16 protein-coding genes, 1 other RNA gene and 1 pseudogene are annotated in these 23,092 nt (G+C 68.1%); 5 read left to right on the forward strand and 13 right to left on the reverse strand.

Going from position 1 to position 23,092, the window contains the following annotated elements; genetic code table 11:
- The first annotated feature begins 829 nt into the window (after window positions 1-829).
- Window positions 830-1,282: an SMI1/KNR4 family protein gene (locus ACSAMQ_RS14880; protein WP_435396391.1), complete on the forward strand. Its 453-nt coding sequence runs from the start codon at window positions 830-832 to the stop codon at window positions 1,280-1,282.
- A gap of 470 nt (window positions 1,283-1,752) precedes the next feature.
- On the forward strand, window positions 1,753-3,585 hold the full coding sequence (locus ACSAMQ_RS14885) for an ABC transporter ATP-binding protein (protein ID WP_435396403.1): 1,833 nt from the start codon (window positions 1,753-1,755) through the stop codon (window positions 3,583-3,585).
- A gap of 112 nt (window positions 3,586-3,697) precedes the next feature.
- On the opposite strand, the gene ACSAMQ_RS14890 is transcribed toward ACSAMQ_RS14885, so the two are convergent.
- The 8 genes from ACSAMQ_RS14890 to ACSAMQ_RS14925 all read right to left on the reverse strand — a co-directional run bounded on the left by ACSAMQ_RS14890 (window position 3,698) and on the right by ACSAMQ_RS14925 (window position 13,326).
- Window positions 3,698-5,200, reverse strand: coding sequence for a DNA polymerase Y family protein (locus ACSAMQ_RS14890; protein ID WP_435396392.1), 1,503 nt, complete (start codon window positions 5,198-5,200; stop codon window positions 3,698-3,700).
- 134 nt (window positions 5,201-5,334) lie between these two features.
- A complete protein-coding gene (rpiA, locus tag ACSAMQ_RS14895; RefSeq protein ID WP_435396393.1) occupies window positions 5,335-5,997 on the reverse strand; it encodes a ribose-5-phosphate isomerase RpiA in 663 nt (220 codons plus the stop codon).
- 241 nt (window positions 5,998-6,238) lie between these two features.
- The gene (locus tag ACSAMQ_RS14900) at window positions 6,239-6,709 is read right to left on the reverse strand and encodes an EVE domain-containing protein (RefSeq protein ID WP_435396394.1); all 471 of its coding nucleotides are present in this window, start codon (window positions 6,707-6,709) and stop codon (window positions 6,239-6,241) included.
- Window positions 6,710-6,723: 14 nt separating this feature from the next.
- Entirely contained in the window at window positions 6,724-7,317 is a 594-nt protein-coding gene (locus tag ACSAMQ_RS14905) for a 5-formyltetrahydrofolate cyclo-ligase (RefSeq protein WP_435396395.1), read from the reverse strand.
- Window positions 7,318-7,415: 98 nt separating this feature from the next.
- Window positions 7,416-7,602: non-coding RNA, 6S RNA (gene ssrS, locus ACSAMQ_RS14910), on the reverse strand.
- 275 nt (window positions 7,603-7,877) lie between these two features.
- Window positions 7,878-8,183 carry a cell division protein ZapA gene (locus tag ACSAMQ_RS14915; RefSeq protein ID WP_435396396.1) on the reverse strand — a complete coding sequence of 102 codons (306 nt, stop codon included), beginning with the start codon at window positions 8,181-8,183 and terminating at the stop codon, window positions 7,878-7,880.
- A 10-nt stretch (window positions 8,184-8,193) separates the two neighbouring features.
- Window positions 8,194-8,415 (reverse strand): TIGR02449 family protein, encoded by a 222-nt coding sequence (locus ACSAMQ_RS14920; protein WP_031373971.1) that lies wholly within the window; start codon window positions 8,413-8,415, stop codon window positions 8,194-8,196.
- Window positions 8,416-8,745: 330 nt separating this feature from the next.
- Window positions 8,746-13,326 (reverse strand): EAL domain-containing protein, encoded by a 4,581-nt coding sequence (locus tag ACSAMQ_RS14925; RefSeq protein WP_435396397.1) that lies wholly within the window; start codon window positions 13,324-13,326, stop codon window positions 8,746-8,748.
- Between the two features lie 179 nt (window positions 13,327-13,505).
- Here ACSAMQ_RS14925 and ACSAMQ_RS14930 point away from each other — a divergent pair, with 179 nt between their 5' ends.
- Window positions 13,506-14,045: a UPF0149 family protein gene (locus ACSAMQ_RS14930; protein WP_435396404.1), complete on the forward strand. Its 540-nt coding sequence runs from the start codon at window positions 13,506-13,508 to the stop codon at window positions 14,043-14,045.
- Between the two features lies 1 nt (window position 14,046).
- Window positions 14,047-15,369, forward strand: coding sequence for an aminopeptidase P N-terminal domain-containing protein (locus ACSAMQ_RS14935; protein ID WP_435396398.1), 1,323 nt, complete (start codon window positions 14,047-14,049; stop codon window positions 15,367-15,369).
- A 1,364-nt stretch (window positions 15,370-16,733) separates the two neighbouring features.
- Here ACSAMQ_RS14935 and ACSAMQ_RS14940 read toward each other — a convergent pair.
- Window positions 16,734-17,612 (reverse strand): LysR family transcriptional regulator, encoded by an 879-nt coding sequence (locus tag ACSAMQ_RS14940; protein ID WP_435396399.1) that lies wholly within the window; start codon window positions 17,610-17,612, stop codon window positions 16,734-16,736.
- 117 nt (window positions 17,613-17,729) lie between these two features.
- Between ACSAMQ_RS14940 and ACSAMQ_RS14945 the strand changes: the two genes are divergently transcribed.
- Window positions 17,730-18,329: a short chain dehydrogenase gene (locus ACSAMQ_RS14945; protein WP_435396400.1), complete on the forward strand. Its 600-nt coding sequence runs from the start codon at window positions 17,730-17,732 to the stop codon at window positions 18,327-18,329.
- Between the two features lie 1,061 nt (window positions 18,330-19,390).
- Here the strand turns inward: ACSAMQ_RS14945 and ACSAMQ_RS14950 are convergent.
- The 4 genes and pseudogenes from ACSAMQ_RS14950 to ACSAMQ_RS14965 form a co-directional block, all read right to left on the reverse strand.
- Window positions 19,391-19,708 (reverse strand): low molecular weight protein tyrosine phosphatase family protein, encoded by a 318-nt coding sequence (locus ACSAMQ_RS14950; protein WP_435396401.1) that lies wholly within the window; start codon window positions 19,706-19,708, stop codon window positions 19,391-19,393.
- A 5-nt stretch (window positions 19,709-19,713) separates the two neighbouring features.
- A complete protein-coding gene (gene pepQ / locus ACSAMQ_RS14955) occupies window positions 19,714-21,081 on the reverse strand; it encodes a Xaa-Pro dipeptidase (protein ID WP_435396402.1) in 1,368 nt (455 codons plus the stop codon).
- 145 nt (window positions 21,082-21,226) lie between these two features.
- On the reverse strand, window positions 21,227-21,577 hold the full coding sequence (locus tag ACSAMQ_RS14960; RefSeq protein ID WP_031372655.1) for a PilZ domain-containing protein: 351 nt from the start codon (window positions 21,575-21,577) through the stop codon (window positions 21,227-21,229).
- A gap of 10 nt (window positions 21,578-21,587) precedes the next feature.
- Window positions 21,588-23,012, reverse strand: a pseudogene (locus tag ACSAMQ_RS14965) (DUF1631 family protein); the annotation flags it as partial.
- Window positions 23,013-23,092: the final 80 nt, after the last annotated feature.

The raw sequence follows: 23,092 nt of genomic DNA on the forward strand, positions 1-23,092 counted from the left end.
GAAACGCACATGCGCCGATGGTAGTGTGGCCTAAGCCATGCAAGAGTAGGTCATCGCCAGGGGCTTTACCCTAAAACGCCGCAACCCACAGGTTGCGGCGTTTTTCTTTGCACCATCGATTTACCCGGGCGCCTGATTCCACCGCAGGAGCGACGTCAGTCGCGACCAAGGCACGCGCTGAGGCCGCAAGGCCTTCGTCATGGGCCGAAGCGGCGTGTTATCGCCGGGGGAGCGGCGCGAGCCGCGGCCGCGCTGCGCCGGTCCTGCAGCGCGCCCTTCAAGAAACATCAATATCCAACCCAACGCTTCCGCCACTCAAGCGCCGGGTTACTGCCGGCTTGAACCGTGCGCCGCAAGACCGCAACGGCGATGTCGCGGCTCGCGCCGCTCCTACCCTGGCGAACGCACGCCGCTTCGATGGAGGGCATTCGCATTGTCGTCTCGGCGCGTCCCTTGGTCGCGACTTACGTCATTCGACCGACCCCAAAGTCCGTCCAGAATCCCTTCGATCAATGCAAGCCAAAGAGAGGGCTTCGTCGAAGAAACTTCCTGCGCGATCGGTACGTCCACGGGATTTCCCGATATCGGCAACGAACTCGGTGCAGGAGCTTGCGGCTTCTGGCGGCTATACGTCCTAGCGCGGGCATGCGTAGCGACCCGCGCATGGTTTGACGATACTGAAGCACCGGTAAGGACTACCGATCAAGGAGCGTTCGTGAATACGGAATCGATGCAGGAGCGGCAATACGAGGCTTGCGCGCCGGCGGCGCGGCAGGCGATGGATCGGGCGGTACAGCGCCTGCGCGAGTTCGTCGCCGACAGCGAGGACATGGCGCTGGTGTTCGCCGAGCCGCTGGCGGCGGAAACGGTCGCGCAACTGGAACGCGAATACGGCCTGGCGTTGCCGCCCAGCTATGTGCATTTTCTGCGCACGCATGGCGCGTTCGTCGTCCACTACGGCGGCAACGAACTGATCGGAATGACCGATCCCGAGCATCTGCATGCGGCGGCGCCGGACCCGGCCGACGCGGTCGGCGGCGACGACGACGAGGTCGCCGAAGCGATCGGCGAAGCCCTGTTTTTCCAGCATATCGACGACTTTGCGGTCGAGAACCTCTGGTGTTTCAACCCGCGCGACCGGCGCGACGACGGCGAGTTGTGCGTGGTCGCCTACTACCACGACGAGACCTTCGCGTTGGCCGAAAGCTCGGGCGCGCAGTTTCGCGATTTTGCCGCGCATATCGTCGATGTGGTGGACGATTTCGTCGCGACGTACGCCTGAAACCCCCGGGTCTGGCGATGCGGCGGCAACAGTTGGCCGCACGGTCCGTCAGCGGGACATCGCGTTTCCGCCCGTGTCGGCGTTCCGACTTTGGGCGGATGTCGCCGGCAACATAACCGCGCTAGACTGCGCCCGGGCCACCCATCAGCGATCCGCGCGTCGAGCCACGCGTGCCCGGCGACGCCCCGGGATCGCAAGGAGAAGCACGATGAAGTTCACCATCACCGGCAAAGTCCGCCGTTAAATCGGCGCTTGCGGTCGCGGGCCCTGCCCGCGCCGCCTCCGGCTGAACGACCGCCGTTCCGGGCCCCTGTGGCCCTGGATCGCACGCGCTCGTCCGCCGCCCAACTCCCTCGACCGATCCGGCGCACCGCGTCGTTCGTCCTCGCGTCCTCGTTTCCGCGGCCGGTCAGGCTGCGGCAATGCGGCGCGCACGGGAGTCTTCCAAGTTCAAAAGGCTAGATGCCATGATGATTTTTCGTTGGTTCGAATCGTTGATCGACCCGTTCCGGCCGGCGCCGGACACCATGCCGCCGAGCACCGTGGTCGGGTTCTACCGCCACTTCATCCGGCAGGCCTGGCCGGTATTCGCGGTGCTGACGGTGGTCGGTTTCCTGGTCGCGATCGTCGAAGTCGCGATGTTCGACTACCTCGGCCGGGTCATCGACCTGGTCAACACCACGCCGAGCGAGGACCTGTTCGCGCAGCATGGCGGCGAGCTGCTGTGGATGGCCGTGGTGATGCTGCTGGCGCGGCCGCTGTTCCTCGGCCTGCACGATTTGCTGCTCAATCAGACCGTGCACCCGAGCATGACCAACTTGGTGCGTTGGCAGACCCACCGCTACATGCTCAAGCAGAGCCTGAGCTTCTTCCAGAACGATTTCGCCGGCCGCGTCGCCAACCGGATCATGCAGACCGGTCCGTCGCTGCGCGAATCCACCACCCAGGCCTTCGATGCGATCTGGTACGTGATCGTGTATTCGGGCTCGGCGATCTATCTGTTTGCGCAGGCGGACGTTTGGCTGGTGCTGCCGTTGGCGGTGTGGATCGTGGCCTACATCGGTCTGCTGCGCTACTTCGTGCCGCGGGTGAAGTTGCGCTCGTGGCGGGCGTCGGATTCGCGGTCCAAGCTGATGGGGCGCATCGTCGACGGCTACTCGAACATCGCCACGCTCAAGCTGTTCGCGCACTCGCGGCGCGAAGAGCAATACGTGGCAGAAGCGATGATCGAGCAGACCCAGCGCTCGCGCGACATGACCCGCATGACCACCTCGATGGGCGTGAGCATCACCGCGCTCAACGGCCTGCTGATCGTCGGCACCACCGGGCTGGCCCTGTGGCTATGGCATCGAGGTGCGATCACGGTCGGCGCGATCGCGTTGGCGACCGGCTTGGTGATCCGCATCCACAACATGTCGGGCTGGATCATGTGGACGATCAACGGCATCTTCGAGGACATCGGCACGGTGCAGGACGGCATCGAGACGATCTCGCGGCCGTTGACCGTGGTCGATCGTCCCGACGCCAAGGCGCTGCAGGTCGGCGAGGGCGGGGTGCGTTTCGAGAACGTGCACTTCCATTACGGCCAGAACAGCGGCCTGATCGCCGATCTGGACCTGACGGTGAAGCCCGGCGAAAAGATCGGCCTGGTCGGGCCGTCGGGCGCGGGCAAGTCGACGCTGATGAACATCCTGCTGCGTCTGTACGACCTCGAAGGCGGCCGCATCCTGATCGACGGCCAGGACATCGCCGGCGTGACCCAGGAAAGCCTGCGTTCGCAGATCGGCGTGGTCACCCAGGACACGTCGCTGCTGCATCGCTCGATCCGCGACAACCTGCTGTACGGCCGCCCCGATGCGAGCGAAGCCGAGATGGCCGAGGCGGTGCGGCAGGCGCGTGCCGACGAGTTCATTCCGCGGCTGATCGACGGCGAAGGGCGGGCCGGCTACGACGCCCTGGTCGGCGAACGCGGGGTCAAGCTGTCGGGCGGTCAACGGCAACGGATCGCGATCGCGCGCGTGCTGCTCAAGAACGCGCCGATCCTGATCCTCGACGAGGCGACCTCGGCGCTGGATTCCGAGGCCGAAGCGGCGATCCAGGACAGCCTGGACACCTTGATGACCGGCAAGACGGTGATCGCGATCGCTCATCGCCTGTCGACGATCGCGCGCATGGACCGGCTGGTGGTGATGGACCAGGGCCACATCATCGAGACCGGTACCCACGAGGAGTTGATCGCCCGCGATGGTCTGTATGCGCGTTTGTGGAAGCGGCAGACCGGCGGGTTCGTCGCGGTCGATTGATGGTCCTGAGGTGATGGGGGGCCTCGCCCCAACCCCTCTCCCGCTTGCGGGAGAGGGGCTATCTCCGGCTGCATCTGCGCGTTCGCGGCTTACGATGCCTCCATGTGTGCCGCTAGAACAGCGAGCCGGTGCTGCCGCGGCCGTCGTCGTCGCTCTTGTCGCGTTGCTTGCGGCCCCAGCCGCCGACGCCTGAGGGACGATGCATCGGCGATGGGCCCGCCGGGGGCAGCGGCTTGCCGGGGTTATCGCGCGCTTCGCGGTGGGCGTGCTCGGCCATCACGTTGAACTCGCGCAGCCGCCGCAACCACAGCTCGTTCATGCTCGAATCCGGGACCAGCGCCGCGGCGCCGAGGTCGGCTTCGGCGGCCTCTTCGGGGATATGGCCGAACGGAATGCGCATCGGCGCGGCGCCTTGGGCGAGTGCGTCCTGCATCGCGCCGAAGTAGAGGCGGTTGTTGCCGTAACGTTGATTGACCTGATCGAGCACACGGGTCAGCGCCTGCCGGCGCCCGCGCTCGACGAACAGCGAGCCGCTGTCGGCGGCGACGGGCTGCAGGTCGATCAGCGACACCGCGACCGACAGCGGCGGAAAGCGTTTGACGTTCCAACGGCCGCTGGCGGCGCCGCGCATCAGCGGTTCCAGCGCATCGGCCATGAGCTGCAGCAGGGTCGGCGTGTCGTCGATCGCGGCGAACGACAGATTGCGGCTGAAGCGTTCCTCCTTGCCGACGAAGCGCACGTGCAGGCTCATCCCGCGCGCCTGGCAGCGCTCGCCGCGCAGCCGCATCGCCGCCTTGGCGAGCAGCTTGAACAGCACCGAGCGCATGCTCTCGGCGCTGCGCATCTGTGGGTCGAGTACGTGCGAATGTCCGACCGAACCGACCGCCTTGCGTTGCCGCGGGGTCGGTTCGATGCCGCGCAACTGCGCCCAGAAGCGTTCGCCTTCGACCCCGCCCCAGACCGCGCGCAAGTGTTCGCGCGGCGCCGCGGTGAGCTGTTCGACCGTTCCGATGCCGGCATTGCGCAGGCGTTGCAGCATCGACGGGCCGATCCCGCACAGGTCCTGCAGTTCCAGCCGATGCAGCGCATGGGGCAGATCGGCGAGCTCGACCACGGTCAGGCCGTCGACCTTGTGCATGTCGGAGGCGGTCTTGGCCAGGAAGGTGTTCGGGGCGATGCCGATCGAGCAGCGGATCGCCGGGGCGAGCCCCCGATCGATCAGGGTCTGCTTGATCCGCTGGGCGATCGCGACGGCGTTGTCGCGCTGGCGTTCGCGGCCGATCAGGCGGCAGGCGACTTCGTCGATCGACAGCGGTTCGCCGTCGATCGGAATGCAGTCCTGGATCGCCGCGATCAGGCGATGGTGCAGCTCGACATAGCGCGCCGGCCGCGCTTCGACGATGGCGATGTCGGGGCAGCGCGCCAGCGCCTCGTGCACCGGCGTGCCGGTCTTGACGCCGTGGAGCTTGGCCTCGCGGCTGGCGGCGATGCAGCAGGTCGTGGCCGCGAGCACCGGCACCACGCCGACCGGTCGGCCGCGCAATTCCTCGCGGTCGAATTGCTCGACCGAGGCGAAGTAGGAATTGAAGTCGACGAACAGGCAACGCAGGGTCATGGCGGCGGGCCGGCATGGGGTCGGTATCGCGCCGCGCAGACGGCCGCCCGGGACGGGCCGGACCGACTGCGGACGACCCGCCGATTCTGGCGGCAGGCCGTCTCGTCTGCTGAGAGACGTTCTAGATCAGCGATTTACAGCACGACCGGTGGCTCACCGCCGACGATGACGATGTCGGCCGGACGGCGCGCGAACAGGCCGACGCTGACCACGCCGGGGATCTGGTTGATCGCCGATTCCAGCGCCACCGGGTCGGTGATCGCCAGGCCGTGGATGTCGAGGATCGCATTGCCGTTGTCGGTGACCACGCCGGCGCCGTTGGCGTCCTGGCGCCACACCGGCTGGCCGCGGGTCATCGCCAGGATCTCGCGTGCGACCAGGCTGCGCGCCATCGGCACGACCTCGACCGGCAGCGGGAAGCGGCCGAGCACGTCGACGCGCTTGGCCGGATCGACGATGCAGACGAACTTCGCGCTGGCCTCGGCGATGATCTTCTCGCGGGTCAGCGCGGCGCCGCCGCCCTTGATCAGGCGTTTGTGCGGATCGCATTCGTCGGCGCCGTCGACGTACAGCGACAGCGGTCCGGTGGCGTTGAGGTCGAGCACCTCGATGCCGAGCGCGCGCAGGCGCGCGGTGCTCTGCTCGGAGCTCGATACCGCGCCCTTGATGCGCTCCTTGTGCCGGCCCAACGCCTCGATGAAGAACGCGACGGTGGAACCGGTGCCTACGCCGACGATCATGCCGTCTTCGATGTAGTCGATGGCTTTTTCGCCGGCCAGGCGTTTTGCTTCGGACATGGGATCAGGGCTTGTGGTTTGGTGTTCGGGGACTCGGGACTCGAGGTCTGGTTTTGAAGTAGCGACAGTGTGGATGATTGAATCTCCATGACTCGAACCACCGCGGCGTTACGAATGAGTTGCGGATGTAGCGAGGCCGGCACAGGCTTTGCGAGTCCCGAGTCCCGAGTCCCGAGTCCCGAGTCCCGAGTCCCGAGTCCCGATCCCGATCCCGATCCCGATCCCGAGTCCCGAGCCCCCCTTACTCCATCGACAACAACAGCTTCCACTGCGCCGCGGTGACCGGCAGCACCGACAAGCGGTTGCCACGGCGGGTCAGGGCGAAGTCTTCGCCGAGATCGTCGGCGCGGGCCTTGATCTCGTCGAGCGGGATCACTCGCTCGAACTTGCGTTCGAAGGCGACGTCCACGAGCAGCCAGCGCGGGTCTTCGCGCGAGCTCTTGCCGTCGTAGTAATCGGACTTGGCGTCGAACTGGGTCGGGTCCGGATAGGCTTCGCTGGCGATGGTGGCGAGGCCGGCGATGCCCGGCACGGCGGTATTGGAGTGATAGAACAACACGCCATCGCCGACCTTCATCCCGTCGCGCATGTAATTGCGCGCTTGGTAATTGCGCACGCCGTTCCAGGGCTCGGTCCCCACGCGTTGCAGGTCGTCGATCGAAAACGTGTCCGGTTCGGACTTCATCAGCCAATAGCGGCGGCGTGCGGTCATGCGGTGCTCAACGGTCAGACGAACAGGGGGGAACGGCAATCCAGAGTCTGGACCTCCGTACAGACCGCATCGAGAGCGACGTCCCAATCGGCGTTGTCGAGCGCATCGATGCGTTGCAGTTCGAACGCGGCGCCGGCCAGCCACGGCGGGGCCGGGCGGGTCTGGCGGAACGCGAAGCTGCGATCGTACCAGCCGCCTCCCATGCCGAGCCGGTGGCCGCGCGGGTCGAAGCCGACCAGCGGCAGCACCACCAGGCTCATCTGTTCAGGCTCGAGCAGCGAGCTGGGGCTGACGTCGGGCTCGGGTATGCCGAAGCGGTTGGCGACCAGGGCGTCGCCCGGGCGCCAGGGCGCGAAGCGCAGGCGCTGGTCTTCGTGCAGCACCGGCAGGCAGTACACGCAACCCGGCGGCAGGCGCAATTGCCAGGCGTGCAGGGCGATCTCGCCGTCCATGGCCCAGTAGCCGGCCACATAGCCGGTGTCGGGCGCGAACGGCAGCGCCAGCAGGCGGGCGGCCAGGGATTCGGCGGCGGCGATGCGCGCGGGCGCGGCGAGATTGCGGCGTTGCGCGCGCAGTTCGCGGCGCAGCGTCGTACGGTCAACCGTCATTCGGCGCGGGGTCCTGGGGGAAAGCGGAAGCGCGGACGCTCCGGACAAGGCAACGGGCGCGAGTCACTTTCGTGACGTCGCGCCCGCTCCGGGATGAGTAGTCCTCCGCCAATGCCGATGCGTGCGAAACGACCTTGAACCCGGGGTTCAAGTGGGGACGCTTGGAGATCTTCGGGCTTCCCGCTGCGAGGCGGACTTGCACTCCGGATTCCCGTTGCGCCCCCGCGGTCGTAATTAAGGGACAAGGCGAATGTTTGCGCACGCCGTCGGGCACAGCAGAGGACGTGCGCGAAGTATAGCGCGCGCGCCGCCCGCAGCGGGCCCGCTCGTCGGCGACGCTGCGTTGCGGTTCATGCGCTTGAACGCTCCGCGAACGCGGATGAACGGGGTCGGATGCGACAACGGCGCTGACGGGCAATAACCGGTTGCGACGGCGGCCACACTAATCGCAGTGGCTGCGACGCCGCAGATGCAGCCGAGCCGGAGGCGGGGTTGCCAGCGACGGCAGTCGAGGACGGCTAACGCCCCCAGATTCAGGGAAAAATCGGCGAATCGGCGAATCAGCGGATCGCCGCGTCGAACAGGCTGTCGAGCTTGCGATGCAGTTCGTCGAGGGTGCGCGAGAGTTCGCGATCGCGGTTATCGCCGTCGCCGCGCAGCTGTTGCAGTTCGTGGGCGAAGTTGAGCGCGGCGAGCACGGCGACGCGGTCGAGCGCGGCCATGCGGTTGCTGCCGCGGATTTCGCGCATCTTGCTGTCGAGCATGCGCGCGGCGGCGAGCAGGTCGTCGCGCTCGGACGGCTCGCAGCCGACGGTGTATTCGCGGTCGAGCAGGCGGATGCTGACGGCTTCGCTGGTCGTGCTCATCGGTTCGGATTCACGTGTGCTGCTCCAGCGACTTCAGTCGCGCGATCATGGCCTCGACGCGGGTGCGGGCCTGCTCGTTCTTGGCCAGCAGCGCCGAGCGCTCGCCGACCAGTTGTTCCTGCTGTTGGCGCAGGCTGCGGTTCTCTTCGCTGAGACGGCGCACGCGATCGCCGAGTTCGTCGACGCGGGTCAGCAGCGACTGCAGTTCGGTGATGAGTTCGGTGCGATCCATCCCGGCACGATGGCAGGCCGGGGCGGGGGCGGTCAAGGCGGTGCCGGATCGGGAGTCGGCAGCCGGGACTCGGGACTTGGGACTTGGGACTCGGTCGGGCGTTGTCGGGTCGATGGCGGCTTTAGGGCGGCGCCAGGGCGGGCCGGATACGGAATGGGGGGCGATGCGACGCGGTCGCGGCCGGGGCTGCCGCTACCCTGAAGGCCAGGAATCCCGCTCCCGCTCCCGACACCCAATTCCCAATTCCCAATTCCCAATTCCCGATTCCCGATCCCCAATTCCCGATCCCCGAGTCCCGAGTCCCGAGTCCCGAGTCCCGACCCCAGGCGGTCAACGCGCCGCGCGCACGCTCAGCGGCGGTTGCCATTGCTGGATGAACGCCAGGCAGTCGTCGGCTTCGAGCGGCCGGGCCAGCCAGTAGCCCTGGATCTCGTCGCAACCGTGGGCGAGCAGGAACTCCATCTGCTCTTCCAGTTCGACGCCCTCGGCGACCACGTTCAGGCCCAGCGAGTGGGCCATGGTGATGACGGTGCTGGTGATCGCCTCGTCGTCGGGGTCGCGGGTCAGGTCGCCGATGAACTCCTTGTCGATCTTCAGGGTATTGATCGGCAGGCGCTTGAGGTAGGCGAGCGAGGAGTAACCGGTGCCGAAGTCGTCGACCGCCAGGGCCACGCCGAGTTCGCGCAGGGCCTGCATGGTGTTGGAGGTGTGCGCGGCGTTGGCCATGATCACGCTTTCGGTCAGTTCCAGCTCCAGCCGCCACGGCGGGATGCCGCTTTCGCTGAGGGCGCGCGCGACCATCTTCGGCAGGTCGCCGCGCAGCAACTGGATCGCCGAGACGTTGACCGAGATCGACAACTGGTCGAGTCCCTGCTGGCGCCACTGGCGCAGGCGGCTGCACGCCTCGCGCATCGCCCACTCGCCGATCTCCAGGATCAGCCCGCTTTCCTCGGCCAGCGGGATGAACTGCGAGGGCGGGATGTTGCCGTACTCGGCGCTGTTCCAGCGCAGCAGCGCCTCGACCCCGGTGATGCGCGCTTCCGGCAGCGACAGCCGCGGCTGGAACACCAGGCGCAGCTCGTTGCGGTCCAGCACCTTGCGCAGCGCCGCCGAGATCGTCGCGCGCTGGCGGATCTCGATGTCCATCGCCTCGGTGTAGCGCATGAAGGTGCGCCGGCCGGCCGCCTTGGCCTGGTACATCGCGGTGTCGGCGTGCTTGAGCAGGTCGGTGGGGACCTGGGCGTGGTCGGGGTAGAGGCTGATGCCGATCGACGGCGAGATCGCCACGTCGTGGCGTTCGTCGAAATCCAGCGGCGCCTCGAAGGCCTTGATCAGGCGCCGGGCGACGTCCTCGGCCTGTTCAGGCGTCTCCAGGTTTTCCAGCACCACGGTGAACTCGTCGCCGCCCAGGCGCGCCACGGTGTGCTCGGCGCCGACGGTTTCCTGCAGGCGCACCGCGGCGGCGCGCAGGATGCGGTCGCCGGCGGCGTGGCCCAGCGAATCGTTGATGTCCTTGAAGCGGTCCAGGTCGAGGAACAGCAGCGCGATGCGATGGCCGTGGCGGCGCGCCCGCACGATCGCCCGCGACAGCCGCTCCGACAGCAGGGTGCGGTTGGGCAGGCTGGTCAGGGTGTCGTAGTTGGCCAGATAGCGCAGTTCCTGCTCGGCGCGCTTCTGGTCGGTGATGTCGGTCAGCACCGCGACGTAATGGCCGCGCTGGCCGCTGCTGTCGAGCACGATGCTGGCCTGCAGCCAGCACAGGAATTCGTTGCCGTCCTTGCGCTGCTGCCAGATCTCGCCCGACCAGCGGCCGCTGCGCTGCAGCTCGTCGCGCATGTCGCTGTAGAACTCGGGATCGTGCTGGCGGCTGTCGAGCAGGCCGGTGGTCTGGCCGATCACTTCGTTCTCGGGGTAGCCGGTCATGCGCGAGAACGCCGGGTTGATCGAGACGAATACGAAGTCGCGGTCGAACACCGCGACCGCCTCGGCCATCGAGCGCAGCACTTCGCTGGAAATGCGCCGTTCGCGTTCGGCGCTGCGCACCGCGGTGACGTCGCGGCCGGTGCCCGCAACGCGCACCGGCAGGCCTTCGGCGTCGCGTTCGACCACCCGGCCGCGGGCCCGCACCCAGCCCCATTCGCCCTTCGGCGTGCGCATGCGGTGTTCGGACAGGAACAGCGCGGCGTCGCCCTTGAGGTGTTTGCGCAGCAGCTCGGTGACCCGGCCCAGGTCGTCGGGGTGGATCTCGTGGTCGTCGGCGATGTCGGCTTGCACGCCGATCTCCGGCGACTGCGGGTTGTGGTCGTCGACCCGCATGCGGTGCAGCTCGCGCCGCTTCAGGTCGTAGTCCCAGAACTGCTCGCCGGAGGCCCACAGGGCGAGCTTGAGGCGTTCTTCGCGTTCGCGGATCTGGGCGAAATAGCCGCGTTCGCGCTGGCGCGCGACGTGCCAGCGCCAGCCGAAACTCAGGGCCAGGCCGAGCGCGGCCAGGGCCGCCAGGGCGATCGCCAGCGGATGCCGCCACAGCGGCGGATCGACGCCGACCGGGATGCGCAGCTCCTGGGTGTTCCAGACCCCGTCGCGGTTGGTCGACTGGGCGCGGAACACGTAACGGCCGGGCGGCAAGCGGGTGTAGGTGATGTCCTGGCGCGGGCCGTTGTCGATCCAGTCGCGATCGAAACCGTCCATGCGGTAGCGATAGCGGATGCCGCTGTTGGGGCCGTAGTCCAGCGCGCCGATGCGCAGGCGCAGGATGCCGGCGTCGTTGGGGATCTCCAGCCGCGTGGACTGCCACAGGGTGCTCGAACCGGCGCTGGTGTCGGACCCGATCCAGGCCCCGAGCAGGCGCACCGGCGGAGTGTAGCGCGAGTCGGCGATGCGCGCCGGGTCGAACAGATTGAGGCCGCGCACGCCGCCGAAGGCGATCCGGCCGTCGGCCAGGATGTCGACCGCGCCAGCGTTGAATTCCAGATCCTGCAGGCCGTCCGCCAGGCCGTAACGGCGGACCAGCGAGGCGCCGCTGTCGAAGCGCAGGATGCCGGCGTCGGTGCCGAGCCAGAGGCGGCCGGAGGGGCGTTCGGCGATCGAGAACACCACCGGCACCGGATGGTCGCCGAGCACCTCGGCCAGCGGGTGTTCGAAGCGGATCCGTCCGTCGCTGTGTTCGACCACCCGGCTGAGGCCGGCCTGTGTGCCGACCCAGATCGAGCCGTCGGCGGACTGGTGCACGGCGCGGACGAAGTTGCCCGGCAGGCTGTCGGCCTCGTCGGTGGCGTGGCGGTAGTGGCGCAAGTAGCCGGTGGCCGGGTCGAGCAGGTCGAGGCCGTCGCCGGTGCCGAACCAGACCCGGCCCTTGGTGTCTTCGAGCACGGCGTTGACGCGCGGATGGCTCAGGCCCTTGGAATCGCCTTCGCGATAGGCGTAGCGGACCAGGGCGCCGGTCTCGGGCAGGTAGTGCAGGGCGCCGAGGTCGTCGCTGCCGAGCCACAGACTGCCGTCGCGGGCGAAGGCCAGCGAACGCAGGGCGACGTCGCGGTAGCCGCGCAGATCGACGCTCTCGACCCGGCGGGTGGCCGGGTCCAGCCGCAGCAGGCCCTGGCCGGTCGCGAGCCACAGCCGGGTCGGCGGCAGCGGGTCGGGCGGATTGGGGTTGTCGGCCTCGGGACAGGGTTCGCGGGCGATCGCGGCGATGCGGCGCGCGCCGGCGTTGGCCGGCAACAGCGAAGTCATGTCCTGGAAGCGGTCGGCAGCCAGGTCGTAGCGGCGCAGGTGACCGTTGTCGGTGCCGATCCAGATCGCGCCGAGGTCGTCCTGGGCCAGGCTGCGGATGCTGGCGTCGGAAGCGCCCGCGCCGGTGCGGTCCTCGTCCAGGTCGAGGACGTAGCTGAAGCGGGTGCCGCGCGGGTCGGCGACGGCGACGCCGCGGTACTGACCGCCGGCCCAGAGCAGGCCGCCGTGGTCGATCATCAGCGCTTCGATCGTGTCCTCGGGCAGGGTGGCCTCGACCCCGGGCTCGGCGTGCACGCGCTGCGAGTGCCCGGTTTCGGGGTCGTGGCGGTACAGGCCATTGCCGAAGCCCGAGATCCAGATCCGGTGGTCCGGCGCCTCGATCAGGGCGCGCGCATCGCGCAGCGTCGCCAGGGCTTCGTCTTCGACCTTGACCAGGATGCCGGTGTGGCCGTCGAGCCGGTACAGGCCGTCGACGCCGCCGGCCCAGAGCCGGCCGCGCCGGTCGATCAATACGCTGCGCAGCACCTGGGCGGCGCCGATCCGTTCGATCTTGCCGCTCGGCAGGATCCGGTACAGGCCGGCCGCGCTGGCGAACCAGGCGGTGCCGTCGCGGGCGAGGGCGAGCTCCTGCCATGGCGATTGCCGGCTCAGCTCGCTGGGCAGGGCCAGCAGCAGTTCGCGCGCGCCGCTGCGCGGGTCCATGCGCTCGAGGCCGGCCAGGGTGCCGATCAGCAGCGAGTCGCGCCACGGCAGCAGCGAGACGACCTGGCGACCGGCCTGAGAATCCGGCGGCTGGTAGCGGTGGATCGCGCCGCTGGCCAGGTCGAGCCGGGCCAGGTATTCGGAATGGGTGCCGATCCAGATCGCGCGCTGGCCGTCGAGGGCGAGCGCGGTGACGTAGCTGTCGGGCAGGCTGGCCGGGTCGCGCGGGTCGTGGCGATACGGCACGTAGCGCTGGCCGTCGTAGCGGTGCAGGCCGCCCTGGGTACCGACCCAGATGAAGCCGTGCGCGTCCTGGGTGAAGGCGGTGACCGAGTTCTGGCTGAGACCGAGCTCGCTGCCCAGGCGCGAGAAATAGAAGTCCCGCGTGGCCGCCTCGGCACGCCGGGGCAGCGCCGCCATGCACAGGAGCAAGGCGATCAGACCGGCGGTCAACAGGGCGACAGGGGAAAAGGAACGCACGGACACCGTGGCGTGAAGCGCGAGAGCCCGCAGTTTAGGCAGGCGTCCGTTGCGGCAACAAGCACTACGGACTCGAATCGCCGGACAGGACGGGATCCCGCGGTTTTCTTCATGCCGCCCGCATTCGCCCGGCATTGCTAAACTGCGGCAACCCTCACGACTTGATGCCTGTGGCCGCGATCGAACTGCCCCTGTTGTCCGATGTCGACGCCGAGAGCCGCACGCTCTCGCTCGGCGCTTCCGCTTCCGAACTGCATGGCGCCTTGTGCGGCTGGCTCGCCGGCGGCGGCGCCTCGGTACGCGACTGGCCGGCGCGCGTGCTGGCCGACCCGGCCGTCGCCACCCCGGCCGAGAACGGCGCGCTCGATCGCCTGCGCGGCGCCAGCGCCTCGCAGCTCGGCGACCGCAGCTTCGGCTTCGACCTGCTGCTGCCCGACGGCGAAGCGCCGCTGTCCGAGCGCAGCGGCGCCCTGTTCGACTGGTGCCGCGGCTTCCTCGCCGGCTTCGGTCTCGCCGCCGGCGAGGCCTCCTCGTTGTCGGAGGAAAGCCGCGAAGCGCTCGGCGACCTGGCCCGCCTGGCGGCGGCCTCGCCGCAGGACGACGGCGACGAGGACGACGAAGAAGCCTTGACCGAGATCGAGGAGTTCGTGCGCATCGTCGCGCTGTTGTTGCACGGCGACGTGGCGATGGCGGCGCAGCATCGGCATCGGTTGAACTGAGATGAACGCGGCGCTGACGATGCCGGCGAAGGCCTATGTCCGCCGGCGCAAGCAGTTGATGGCGATGGCCGGCGACGAGGCGATCGTGATCGTGCCCTCGGCCAACGAGCACATCCGCAGTCGCGACACCCATTACCCGTTCCGCCAGGATTCCGACCTCAGCTACCTGACCGGTTTCCCCGAGCCCGAATCGGTGCTGGTGCTGGTGCCGGGCCGGCGCCATGGCGAGACCTTGCTGTTCTGCCGCGAGCGCGACCGCGAACGCGAGGCCTGGGACGGCCCACGCTACGGCCCGGAAGGCGCGGTCGAGGCGTTCGGGCTCGACGACGCCTATCCGATCACCGATCTCGACGACATCCTGCCGGGGCTGCTCGAAGGCCGCTCGCGGGTCTACTACCACTTCGGCCGCGACGCCGAGTTCGACCTCAAGCTGATCGGCTGGCTCAACCGGGTGCGCGCGATGGTGCGCCAGGGCGCGCAGCCCCCGCACGAGTTCCTCGAACTGGGGCATCTGCTCGACGAGCTGCGCCTGTTCAAGGACCGCGACGAGTTGCGCTTCATGCAGCGCGCCGCCGACATCAGCGTGCTGGCCCACGAGGCGGCCATGCGGGCGGCCCGGCCCGGCATGCGCGAGTACGAGTTGCAGGCCGAAATCGAATGCGTGTTCCGCCGCCACGATGCCGAACCGGCTTACGGCAGCATCGTCGGTGCCGGCAGTAATGCCTGTGTGCTGCACTACCGCGCCAACAGCGCGGCGTCGCGGGACGGCGACCTGGTGCTGATCGACGCCGGCGCCGAGTACCGGGGCTACGCCGCCGATATCACCCGCACGTTTCCGGTCAACGGCCGTTTCAGCGCGCCGCAGCGCGCGCTGCACGACCTGGTCGGCGCCGCCCAGGCCGCGGCCCTGGCCCAGGCCCGCCCCGGCGTGGCTTACGAGGCCGGCCACCTGGCCGCGGTCGAGACCCTGACCGAGGGCCTGCTGCGGCTCGGCCTGCTCAAGGGCAAGCTGGAAAAGAACCTTGCCGAAGGCCATTACAAGCGCTTCTATCGGCACAAGACCGGGCATTGGCTCGGCATGGACGTGCACGACGTCGGCGAATACCGCCTCGACGGCGAGTCGCGCCTGCTCGAACCGGGCATGGTGTTCACCATCGAGCCCGGCCTGTACGTGTCGCCCGACGACAGCAGCGTCGACCCGAAATGGCGCGGCATCGGCATTCGCACCGAAGACGACGTGCTGATCACCAAGGGCGGCCACCAGGTGCTGACCGGCCGGCTCGCGCGCAGCGCCGACGAGATCGAGGCCTTGATGGCGCGGTGAGCGCCGTCGCCACGAATCCATCCCTGCAGGCGCGACGTGAGTCGCGACAAGGGACACCCAGAGATGCCGAGGCTACCGTCATTCGTCTAAGCGGCGCGCGCCGCGACCGCGAACGCGCAGAGATGACGGGGCCGCCGCCGTTCGCCGAGGCGGTGTGCTTGCGCCAGGGTAGGAGCGGCGCAAGCCGCGACCGCCAGGTCCCAATGTCGCGTCGTCTTCGGGTGTGCCCCTGTAGGAGCGACGCGAGTCGCGACCGCGACGCGCAGAGATGACGGGGCCGCCGCCGTTCGCCGAGGCGGTGTGCTTGCGCCAGGGTAGGAGCGGCGCAAGCCGCGACCGTCAGGTCCCAATGTCGCGTCGTCTTCGGGTGTGCCCCTGTAGGAGCGACGTGAGTCGCGACCGAGAACGCGCAGGGATGACGGGGCCGTCGCCGTTCGCCGAGGCGGCGTGCTCGCGCCATGGTAGGAGCGGCGCAAGCCGCGACCGCCATGTCCCAATGTCGCGTCGTCTTCGGGTGTGCCCCTGTAGGAGCGACGTGAGTCGCGACCGAGAACGCGCAGAGATGACGGGGGCCGTCGCCGTTCGCCGAGGCGGTGTGCTCGCGCCAGGGTAGGAGCGGCGCAAGCCGCGACCGCCATGTCCCAATGTCGTGTCGTCTTCGGGTGTGCCCCTGTAGGAGCGACGTGAGTCGCGACCGCAACGCGCAGGGATGACGGGCCCGTCGCCGTTCGCCGAGGCGGAGTGCTCGCGCCAGGGTAGGAGCGGCGCAAGCCGCGACCGCCATGTCCCAATGTCGCGTCGTCTTCGGGTGTGCCCTTGTAGGAGCGACGTGAGTCGCGACGCGAACGCGCAGAGATGACGGGGCCGTCGCCGTTCGCCGAGGCGGCGTGCTCGCGCCAGGGTAGGAGCGGCGCAAGCCGCGACTGCGTCGTTACGGTCTTGCGGCGCCTCTTTCGTCTAATCGATCAAGATCAAGATCAAGATCAAACCCAAAGCTTCCGCCACTAAAGCGGCGGGTTACTTTCTTTTGTCTAAAGCAACAAAAGAAAGGTAACCAAAGAAAAATGCTTTGTTTGAATCACAAGCCCGCGCGTTCGATGCATCCGCGGTGATTTTTCATACGGGACCTCCCTGTCCCGATGAAAAACGGCCCGCATCCCTGCGGGCCGCCCTCCGGGTCTTCTTTAGACTTTGCGAGTGCTCGGCTACGCAAAGCAACCGCAAAATCGCGCGGCAACGGCAACGGCAACGGCAACAGCAACAGCAACAGCAATAGCTGGCGGTCGCGTGTTTTCAGTGCATCAGCCGCCGTGCGCGATGAATCGCAGGCGAAAGCTCGGGCCGGGTGGAAGGCGAGCTGAGCGCTACGTCGCCGGGCCCATGCGTTCGAGCACCAGGTCGACGAAACGGCTGAGCTTCGGCAAAGGCTGGCGGTCGCGCGGGTACAGCAGATGTACCGGCCGCGGCGGCGGCAGTTGCTCGGCGAACAGCGGCAGCAGCCGGCCCGCGGCGAGGTCGTCGGCCAGCAGCACTTCGGGTTGCAGGACGATGCCGCAACCGGCCACCGCCGCGCGCCGCAAGGCCTCGCCGTTATTGGAGGCGAAGCGCCCGCGCAGCCGCAGCGGTTCGGCGGCGATGCGCTCGAAGCGCCAGCCGGCGTCGCGGTTCCACAGCAGATGATTGAGGCAACTGTGGCCGGACAGTTCGCGCGGATCGCCCGGCCTGCCGTGCTTGCGCAGATACTCGGGCGAGGCGCATACGATCATCCGGTACGGACGCAGCGGCCGCGCGACCAGATGGTCCGAGTCCGGCAGCGGCCCGATCCGGATCGCCACGTCGAAGGCCTCGGCGATCAGGTCCGACATGCGGTCGCTCAGCACCAGTTCGACCGAGACCTCGGGGTGGAGTTGCAGGAACTCCGTCACCACCGTCGCGACCGCGTTCCCGCCAAGGGTGACCGGCGCGGTGACCCGCAGGCATCCGCTCGGTTGGCCGTCGTGGCGCAGGCGTTCGGCGACCGACTCGGCATGGCGGACCTGGTCGAGGATGTGCCGGCAATCCTCGAGAAAGCTCGCGCCGACCTCGGTCAGGCGCTGTTTGCGGGTATCGCGCTGCAGCAGGCGGGCGCCGAGGTGCTCCTCCAACTGGCGGATGTGCTTGCCGACCATCACGGCCGACAGGTCCTGTGCCTGGGCCGCGGCGGCGAAACTGCCGGTGTCGGCGACCGCGACGAACACGGCCATGCTGCGCAGCTTGTCCAAAGGGCTAACCCGCGGTTAGGGGAGCCCGAAATCCTAGCGCATTCACCGTCGAGGCCGCGGCGAGCAGACTGGCCGCCTGTCTCCCGTTATGGAACCCACATGAAGATCCTGATCGTCGGCGCCAGCGGCACCCTGGGCCGCGCCGTGGCCGAACGCCTCGCCTCGCAGCACGAGATCCTGGCCGCCGGCCGCAGCAGCGCCGACTACCCGGTCGACATCACCGACGACGCCAGCGTCGAGGCACTGTTCCGCCGCACCGGCAAACTCGACGCCATCGTCTCCACCGCCGGCGTGTTGCATTTCGGCCCGCTCGAATCGATGCGCCCGGCCGATTTCGCCGTGGGCCTCAACGACAAACTGCTCGGCCAGGTGCGCCTGGCCCTGCTGGGCCAGCACCACCTCAGCGATGGCGGTTCGATCACCCTGACCACCGGCATCGTCGCCGAAGAACCGATCCGTGCCGGCGCCAATGCCAGCGCCGTCAACACCGCCATCGAAGGCTTCGTCCGCGGCGCCGCCTTCGAACTGCAGCGCGGCCTGCGCATCAACGCGGTCAGCCCGAACGTACTGAGCGAGTCCTGGGAGGCGTATGGATCGTTCTTTCCGGGATTCGAACCGGTGACGGCCGCGCGCGCGGCGCTGGCGTACCAGCGCAGCGTGGAGGGGATACAGAGTGGGAGGGTGTTCAAGGTGTGGTGAGGGATGGGCGGTCGTGTGAGTTGCGAGATTGGTGAGGCATCTTCCATGCCATTGCCGTTCGCACGGACGCTCCATTGCATGAAGATTCTGTAGCTCGCTATCGCTATCGCTGTTGTTGTTACTTGCGCGGCGTCGCACTGGCGAAGGCCATAGAAGACCCAAAGGGCGGCGCGCAGGGACGCGGGCCGTTTTTCATCGGGACAGGGAAGTCCCGTATGTAGATCCCTGCGAAAGCACCGCTCGTGCGGGCTTGTGATTCAAGAAAAAGCAACTTCTTTGGTTACCTTTCTTTTGTTGCTTATGACAAAGAAAGTAACCCGCCGCTTTAGTGGCAGAAGCTTTGGGTTTGATCTTTGATCTTGATCTTGATCCTGCTTCAGAGAGACGCCGCGAAAACGCAGCGACGATGTCGCGGCTTGCGCCGTTCCTGCCCTGGCAGAAGCGCGCGCCGCTTCGATGAATGATGGTGGCCTTGTTGTCTTTGCGCATCCCGTGGTCGCGACTTACGTCGCTCCTACAAAGGCCAAACGCAGCAATGCAATGCCGCGAAACCATCCCTGTAGGAGCGACGTGAGTCGCGACCGCGACGCCTCAATCTTGCGCCGATGCCGGCGGCAGCCCGTCAGGGTAGGAGCGACGCAAATCGCGACCGCGCCGTTTCCGGTCGCTGCGTCACCGGCCGTGAGGCGGTGAAGCAGCATCAATAGCAAAGCTTCCGCCCCCTAAAGGGTGCGGGTAACTTTCTCGTCCAAAGCAACAAAAGAAAGTCACCAAAGAAAAGTGCTTCTCCCTGCAAGGGCACAAGCCCGCACGATCGATGCCGACGCCGGGATGCTCCAGACAGGCCATCCCTGGCTTGCTTGCGCACGGCCCGCATCCCTGCGGGCCTCCCTCCGGGTCTTCAATCGACCGGCAAAGCAGCAGAACAAAGCAGCAAGGCACAGCAGCAAAGCAGAGCAGCAAAGCAGAGCAATCAAAATCTCGGCAACGGCAACGGCAACGGCAACGGCAACGGCAATGGCAATGGCAATGGCAATGGCAATGGCCAGGTTATGCGTCCCTCACAGGTGCCGCGGCACCCGCGCCAACAACAATGCCACCAGCTCCGGCGCCATGTACTCGTACTCGTCCGGAATATCCAGGCAGACCACGCGCTTGCCGCGCAACTGCGCGCGGAACTTGCGTTGCAGTTTGCTGCGCTGGGCCTTCTCCATCACGAAGATCAGCTGCGCCCATTGCACCTGTTCGGCGCCGAGCGGCTGCTCGGCGTCGTGGTTGAGGCCGGCCGAGGCGACGTCGAGGTCGGCGCGCGCGGCGAAGACCTGTTCGGCGGTCGGGCTGCGCAGTTTGTTCTGGCTGCAGACGAACAGGATGCGCACGCCGCTCAGGACGCTTCCGCGAATCCGTCGCGGGTCAGGTTGACCGGCGCGGCGTCGGTGCAGACCACGTCGTCTTCGATGCGGATGCCGCCGTAGGGACGGAACTGTTCGATGCGGGCCCAGTCGACGCTGCCGGCGTGTTCACCCTGTCTGAGGCCGTCGAGCAGCAGGTCGACGAAGTACAGGCCCGGTTCGATCGTCACCGCCATGCCGGGTTCGAGCACCCGGGTCATGCGCAAGTAGGGATGGCCGGCGGGCTTGTCGATGCGCCCGCCGCGGTCGGAGGCGGCGAAGCCGGCGACGTCGTGCACCTGCAGGCCGATGCCATGGCCGATGCCGTGCGGGAAGAACACGCTGCTGACGCCGGTCTCGACCGCGGCCTCCGGCGAAATCCTGAGCACGCCGGCGTCCTTGAGGATGCCGGCCAGGGCCAGGTGGGCGTCGAGGTGGATGCGCTTGTAGTCGGTGCCGGCGCGGACCTGATCGCACATCTTCAACTGCGCGGCGTCGACGGCGTCGATCAGGGCCTGGAAGTCGCCGCCGTCGGCGGCATAGGTGCGGGTGATGTCGCAGGCGTAGCCGTGGTGGCTGGCGCCGGCGTCGATCAGGAAGCTGCGCGACTGCGCCGGCGCTTCGCGGTCGAGCTCCATGTAGTGCAGCACCGCGCCGTGCTGATTGAGGGCGACGATGTTGCCGTAGGGCAGTTCGTTCGCGTCCTGGCGCGCGGCGCCGCAGTAAGCCAGGTGAATGTCGAATTCGCTCTTGCCGGCGCGGAACGCGGCCTCGGCGGCGCGGTGCGCGCGCACGCCCTTGCGGGTGGCCTCGCGCATCATCGCCACCTCGTAGGCGGTCTTGTAGGCTCGGTGGTATTCGAGGTAATCGACCACCGCCGCCGGATTGTTCGGCACGAAGGCTCGCTCGCTGCCGACCCCGAGCGCGCTCTGCGCCTCGCCGAGAATGGCGCAGCGCGCCGGGTCCCGGGGCAGGTGCGCAAGCGCTTCCTCGGGCTGGCGGATCACGATCACGTCGAAGTGCTCGACCCACCAGCCGCTCGGCGCCTGCGGCACGACGTGCCAGTAGTCGAACGGCTGCAGGTAGATCACCTTCGGCTTGTGGCCCGGCGTCGCCACCAGCCAGCTGCCGGGGTTTCGGGTCAGCGGTACCCAGGCCTTGAACTGCGGGTTCACCGCATACGGGTAATCTCGGTCGTCGAAGACCTGGTAATGCAGGTTGCCGCTCGGCACCACCAGGTGATCGAACCCGCCGCGTTCCAGCGCCTGCTCGCAGCGGCGCTGCAACTCGGCGAAGTGCTGCCGGTACAGGGCGTGGGTATCGGGCGCGGAGGGATCGGCGATGCGGGCGGAAGCGTTCATTGCGGGCCTGGCCTGGAGGAAACCGCCCCATTTTGCCGCAATTTCGCGAGGGCGGATTTGCGCGAGCGGGCTCGCGGCGACGCCGCGCCTCTGCTCGGGGCGCCGCGCCAGGCCCTGAACCGGCGACGCCTCCGCGTCCTCGGGTTTACTCGTAACTCCCGCCGGGCAGGTCCAGCCACTGGCGCAGGTGCTGCATGCCGTCTTCGGGCATGGCGATGAAGCGAAAGCCGGTCCAGGTCTGGCCGGGCACGCTGGCGCGGTCCTGCCACAGCAGGTGCGCGCCGACTTCGATCGGCGAGGTGTGCTGGGGCGCGTCGCGCAGGTTGAAACGCAGTTGGTACAGCGCGTCGTCGACCAGCGGCGTGTTGGCGATCAACATCATGCCGGTCTCGGACAGATTGCCGAGGTGGCCGATCACGGTTTCGGTCATGGTGTCGACGACCTGCACGGTCTCGGCGAGGCGGCGGCGACGGGTGCGGCGGAATTCTTCGTTCATGCCTGGGTTCTCATACACCGGCCGGGTCGCCCGCGTGCTTGCCGCCGAAACCGCGCAGCACGTCGAGCGCGGCGTGCCAGGCGCGATCGACCAGGCGGCTGCGCTCTTCGACGACCACCCGCGCCTGGCCGCGCGCCATCATCCGGGCGAGACTGTCGAGCGATTGTTCGCCGACGCGCTGGCCGCGCTGATTGACGAACAAGGCGTTGTCGGTGACCGGGCTGAACCAGGACAGGCGCCGGCGCACCGCATCGCCCTGCTGGTTCTGCACGAATTCGAACCAGGTGCCGAACGGCAGGTGGCGGATCTGTTCCCAGCAGCGCTGTTCGTCGTCGTTGCGCGCCGGCAGGGTCGAACGGGCCGGGCCGGCGTCTTCGCCGAGACGGCTGCGCGAGCGCAGCTTCATCGCCAGCTCGGTGCGCGAGGCGGCATCGTCCTCGAGTGCGGGGCCGACCGTGAGCTGGCGCGAAATCGCCCGGGCATCGTCGCCGTGATAGCCGACCTGGGTCAGCGCGTGTTCGATGTCGGCGTCGAGCCCGCACGGCACCGGCGCATCGGCGCCGGCGCGGTTGGCCGCGACGATCTGGCGGGTCGTCTCCAATTGCCGCTGCCAGACTTCGGATTCGGGGCCGTGGCGCAGCAGGGTCAGGGTCAGCACGTCGGCCCAGGCCTGGTTGAGCAAGGCCTGGACGAAGCGCGGCAGACGCTGTTCTCGGGTGTGTTGCTCGATCGCCTCGCCGGCCAGGCGCTTGGCGGTTTCGAGTTTTTCCTTGCCGCGCGCGGCCTCGACGTGGCGACGCTCGGCCACTTCGGCCTTGCGCGCGAGGTTCTGCAATTGCTCCTGCAGGCGCAGGTTGGCGGTGTCGAATACCTCGGCGCCGGCGTCGTAATGCTCGACCACGTGATCGACCGCCTGGCGCAACGGCTCGTGCAGCTGCGGGTCGACGTCTTCGCTCGGGGTCCAGCGCGCGCCGGCTTCGGCGACCGTGTTGAGCAACTGCAGCGCTGGGTGCTCGGTCTGTTCGAGCAGGCTGCGGTCTTGTAGCGCGGCGTGCAGCAAGGGCGCCTGCAGGCGGTTGAGCAGGGTGGAGATCGCCACGTCGCCCCGCAGGCGTTGCTCGATCTCGTCGTAGAGCATGTCGAGCAGGTCGAACACGTCGCCGTCGTCGCGCGACAGCGTGGCGACGGTACCCGGCGGCGGCTCGCTGTGTTCGAGCAGCGACTGGCGCAGTTCGGCGATCTTGCGCAGGGGCTGCTGGCCGCGCGGCGATTCGTCCTTGAGCCGGCTCAGCGCCGACAACACTTCGGCGGTGTCCATGGCCGAGGTCGGCACGGCGACGCCGCCGCGCGGACGCAGCTTGTCGACCAGTTCGCGGCGTTCGCCGAGCCATTGCTGCAGGGTCGCGAAATCGGTCGCGCCCCGCGCCCGCGCCCCCGCTGGCTGGCCCGGCCAGGCGGTGTGCGGACGCTCACCGCCGGGCCGGGGCGGTGGCTACGGCGACCGCGATGCGGGCG

This window comes from Lysobacter sp. 1R34A, assembly GCF_051217035.1.
In the GTDB taxonomy this organism is placed as follows: domain Bacteria; phylum Pseudomonadota; class Gammaproteobacteria; order Xanthomonadales; family Xanthomonadaceae; genus Lysobacter.

Coding starts and splice junctions, on each gene's coding strand:
- ACSAMQ_RS14880 (WP_435396391.1), top strand. CDS start 830: ATGGCGCTGGTGTTCGCCGAGCCGCTGGCGGCGGAAACGGTCGCGCAA.
- ACSAMQ_RS14885 (WP_435396403.1), top strand. CDS start 1,753: ATGATTTTTCGTTGGTTCGAATCGTTGATCGACCCGTTCCGGCCGGCG.
- ACSAMQ_RS14890 (WP_435396392.1), bottom strand. CDS start 5,200: ATGACCCTGCGTTGCCTGTTCGTCGACTTCAATTCCTACTTCGCCTCG.
- rpiA (WP_435396393.1), bottom strand. CDS start 5,997: ATGTCCGAAGCAAAACGCCTGGCCGGCGAAAAAGCCATCGACTACATC.
- ACSAMQ_RS14900 (WP_435396394.1), bottom strand. CDS start 6,709: ATGACCGCACGCCGCCGCTATTGGCTGATGAAGTCCGAACCGGACACG.
- ACSAMQ_RS14905 (WP_435396395.1), bottom strand. CDS start 7,317: ATGACGGTTGACCGTACGACGCTGCGCCGCGAACTGCGCGCGCAACGC.
- ACSAMQ_RS14915 (WP_435396396.1), bottom strand. CDS start 8,183: ATGAGCACGACCAGCGAAGCCGTCAGCATCCGCCTGCTCGACCGCGAA.
- ACSAMQ_RS14920 (WP_031373971.1), bottom strand. CDS start 8,415: ATGGATCGCACCGAACTCATCACCGAACTGCAGTCGCTGCTGACCCGC.
- ACSAMQ_RS14935 (WP_435396398.1), top strand. CDS start 14,047: ATGAACGCGGCGCTGACGATGCCGGCGAAGGCCTATGTCCGCCGGCGC.
- ACSAMQ_RS14940 (WP_435396399.1), bottom strand. CDS start 17,612: ATGGCCGTGTTCGTCGCGGTCGCCGACACCGGCAGTTTCGCCGCCGCG.
- ACSAMQ_RS14945 (WP_435396400.1), top strand. CDS start 17,730: ATGAAGATCCTGATCGTCGGCGCCAGCGGCACCCTGGGCCGCGCCGTG.
- pepQ (WP_435396402.1), bottom strand. CDS start 21,081: ATGAACGCTTCCGCCCGCATCGCCGATCCCTCCGCGCCCGATACCCAC.
- ACSAMQ_RS14960 (WP_031372655.1), bottom strand. CDS start 21,577: ATGAACGAAGAATTCCGCCGCACCCGTCGCCGCCGCCTCGCCGAGACC.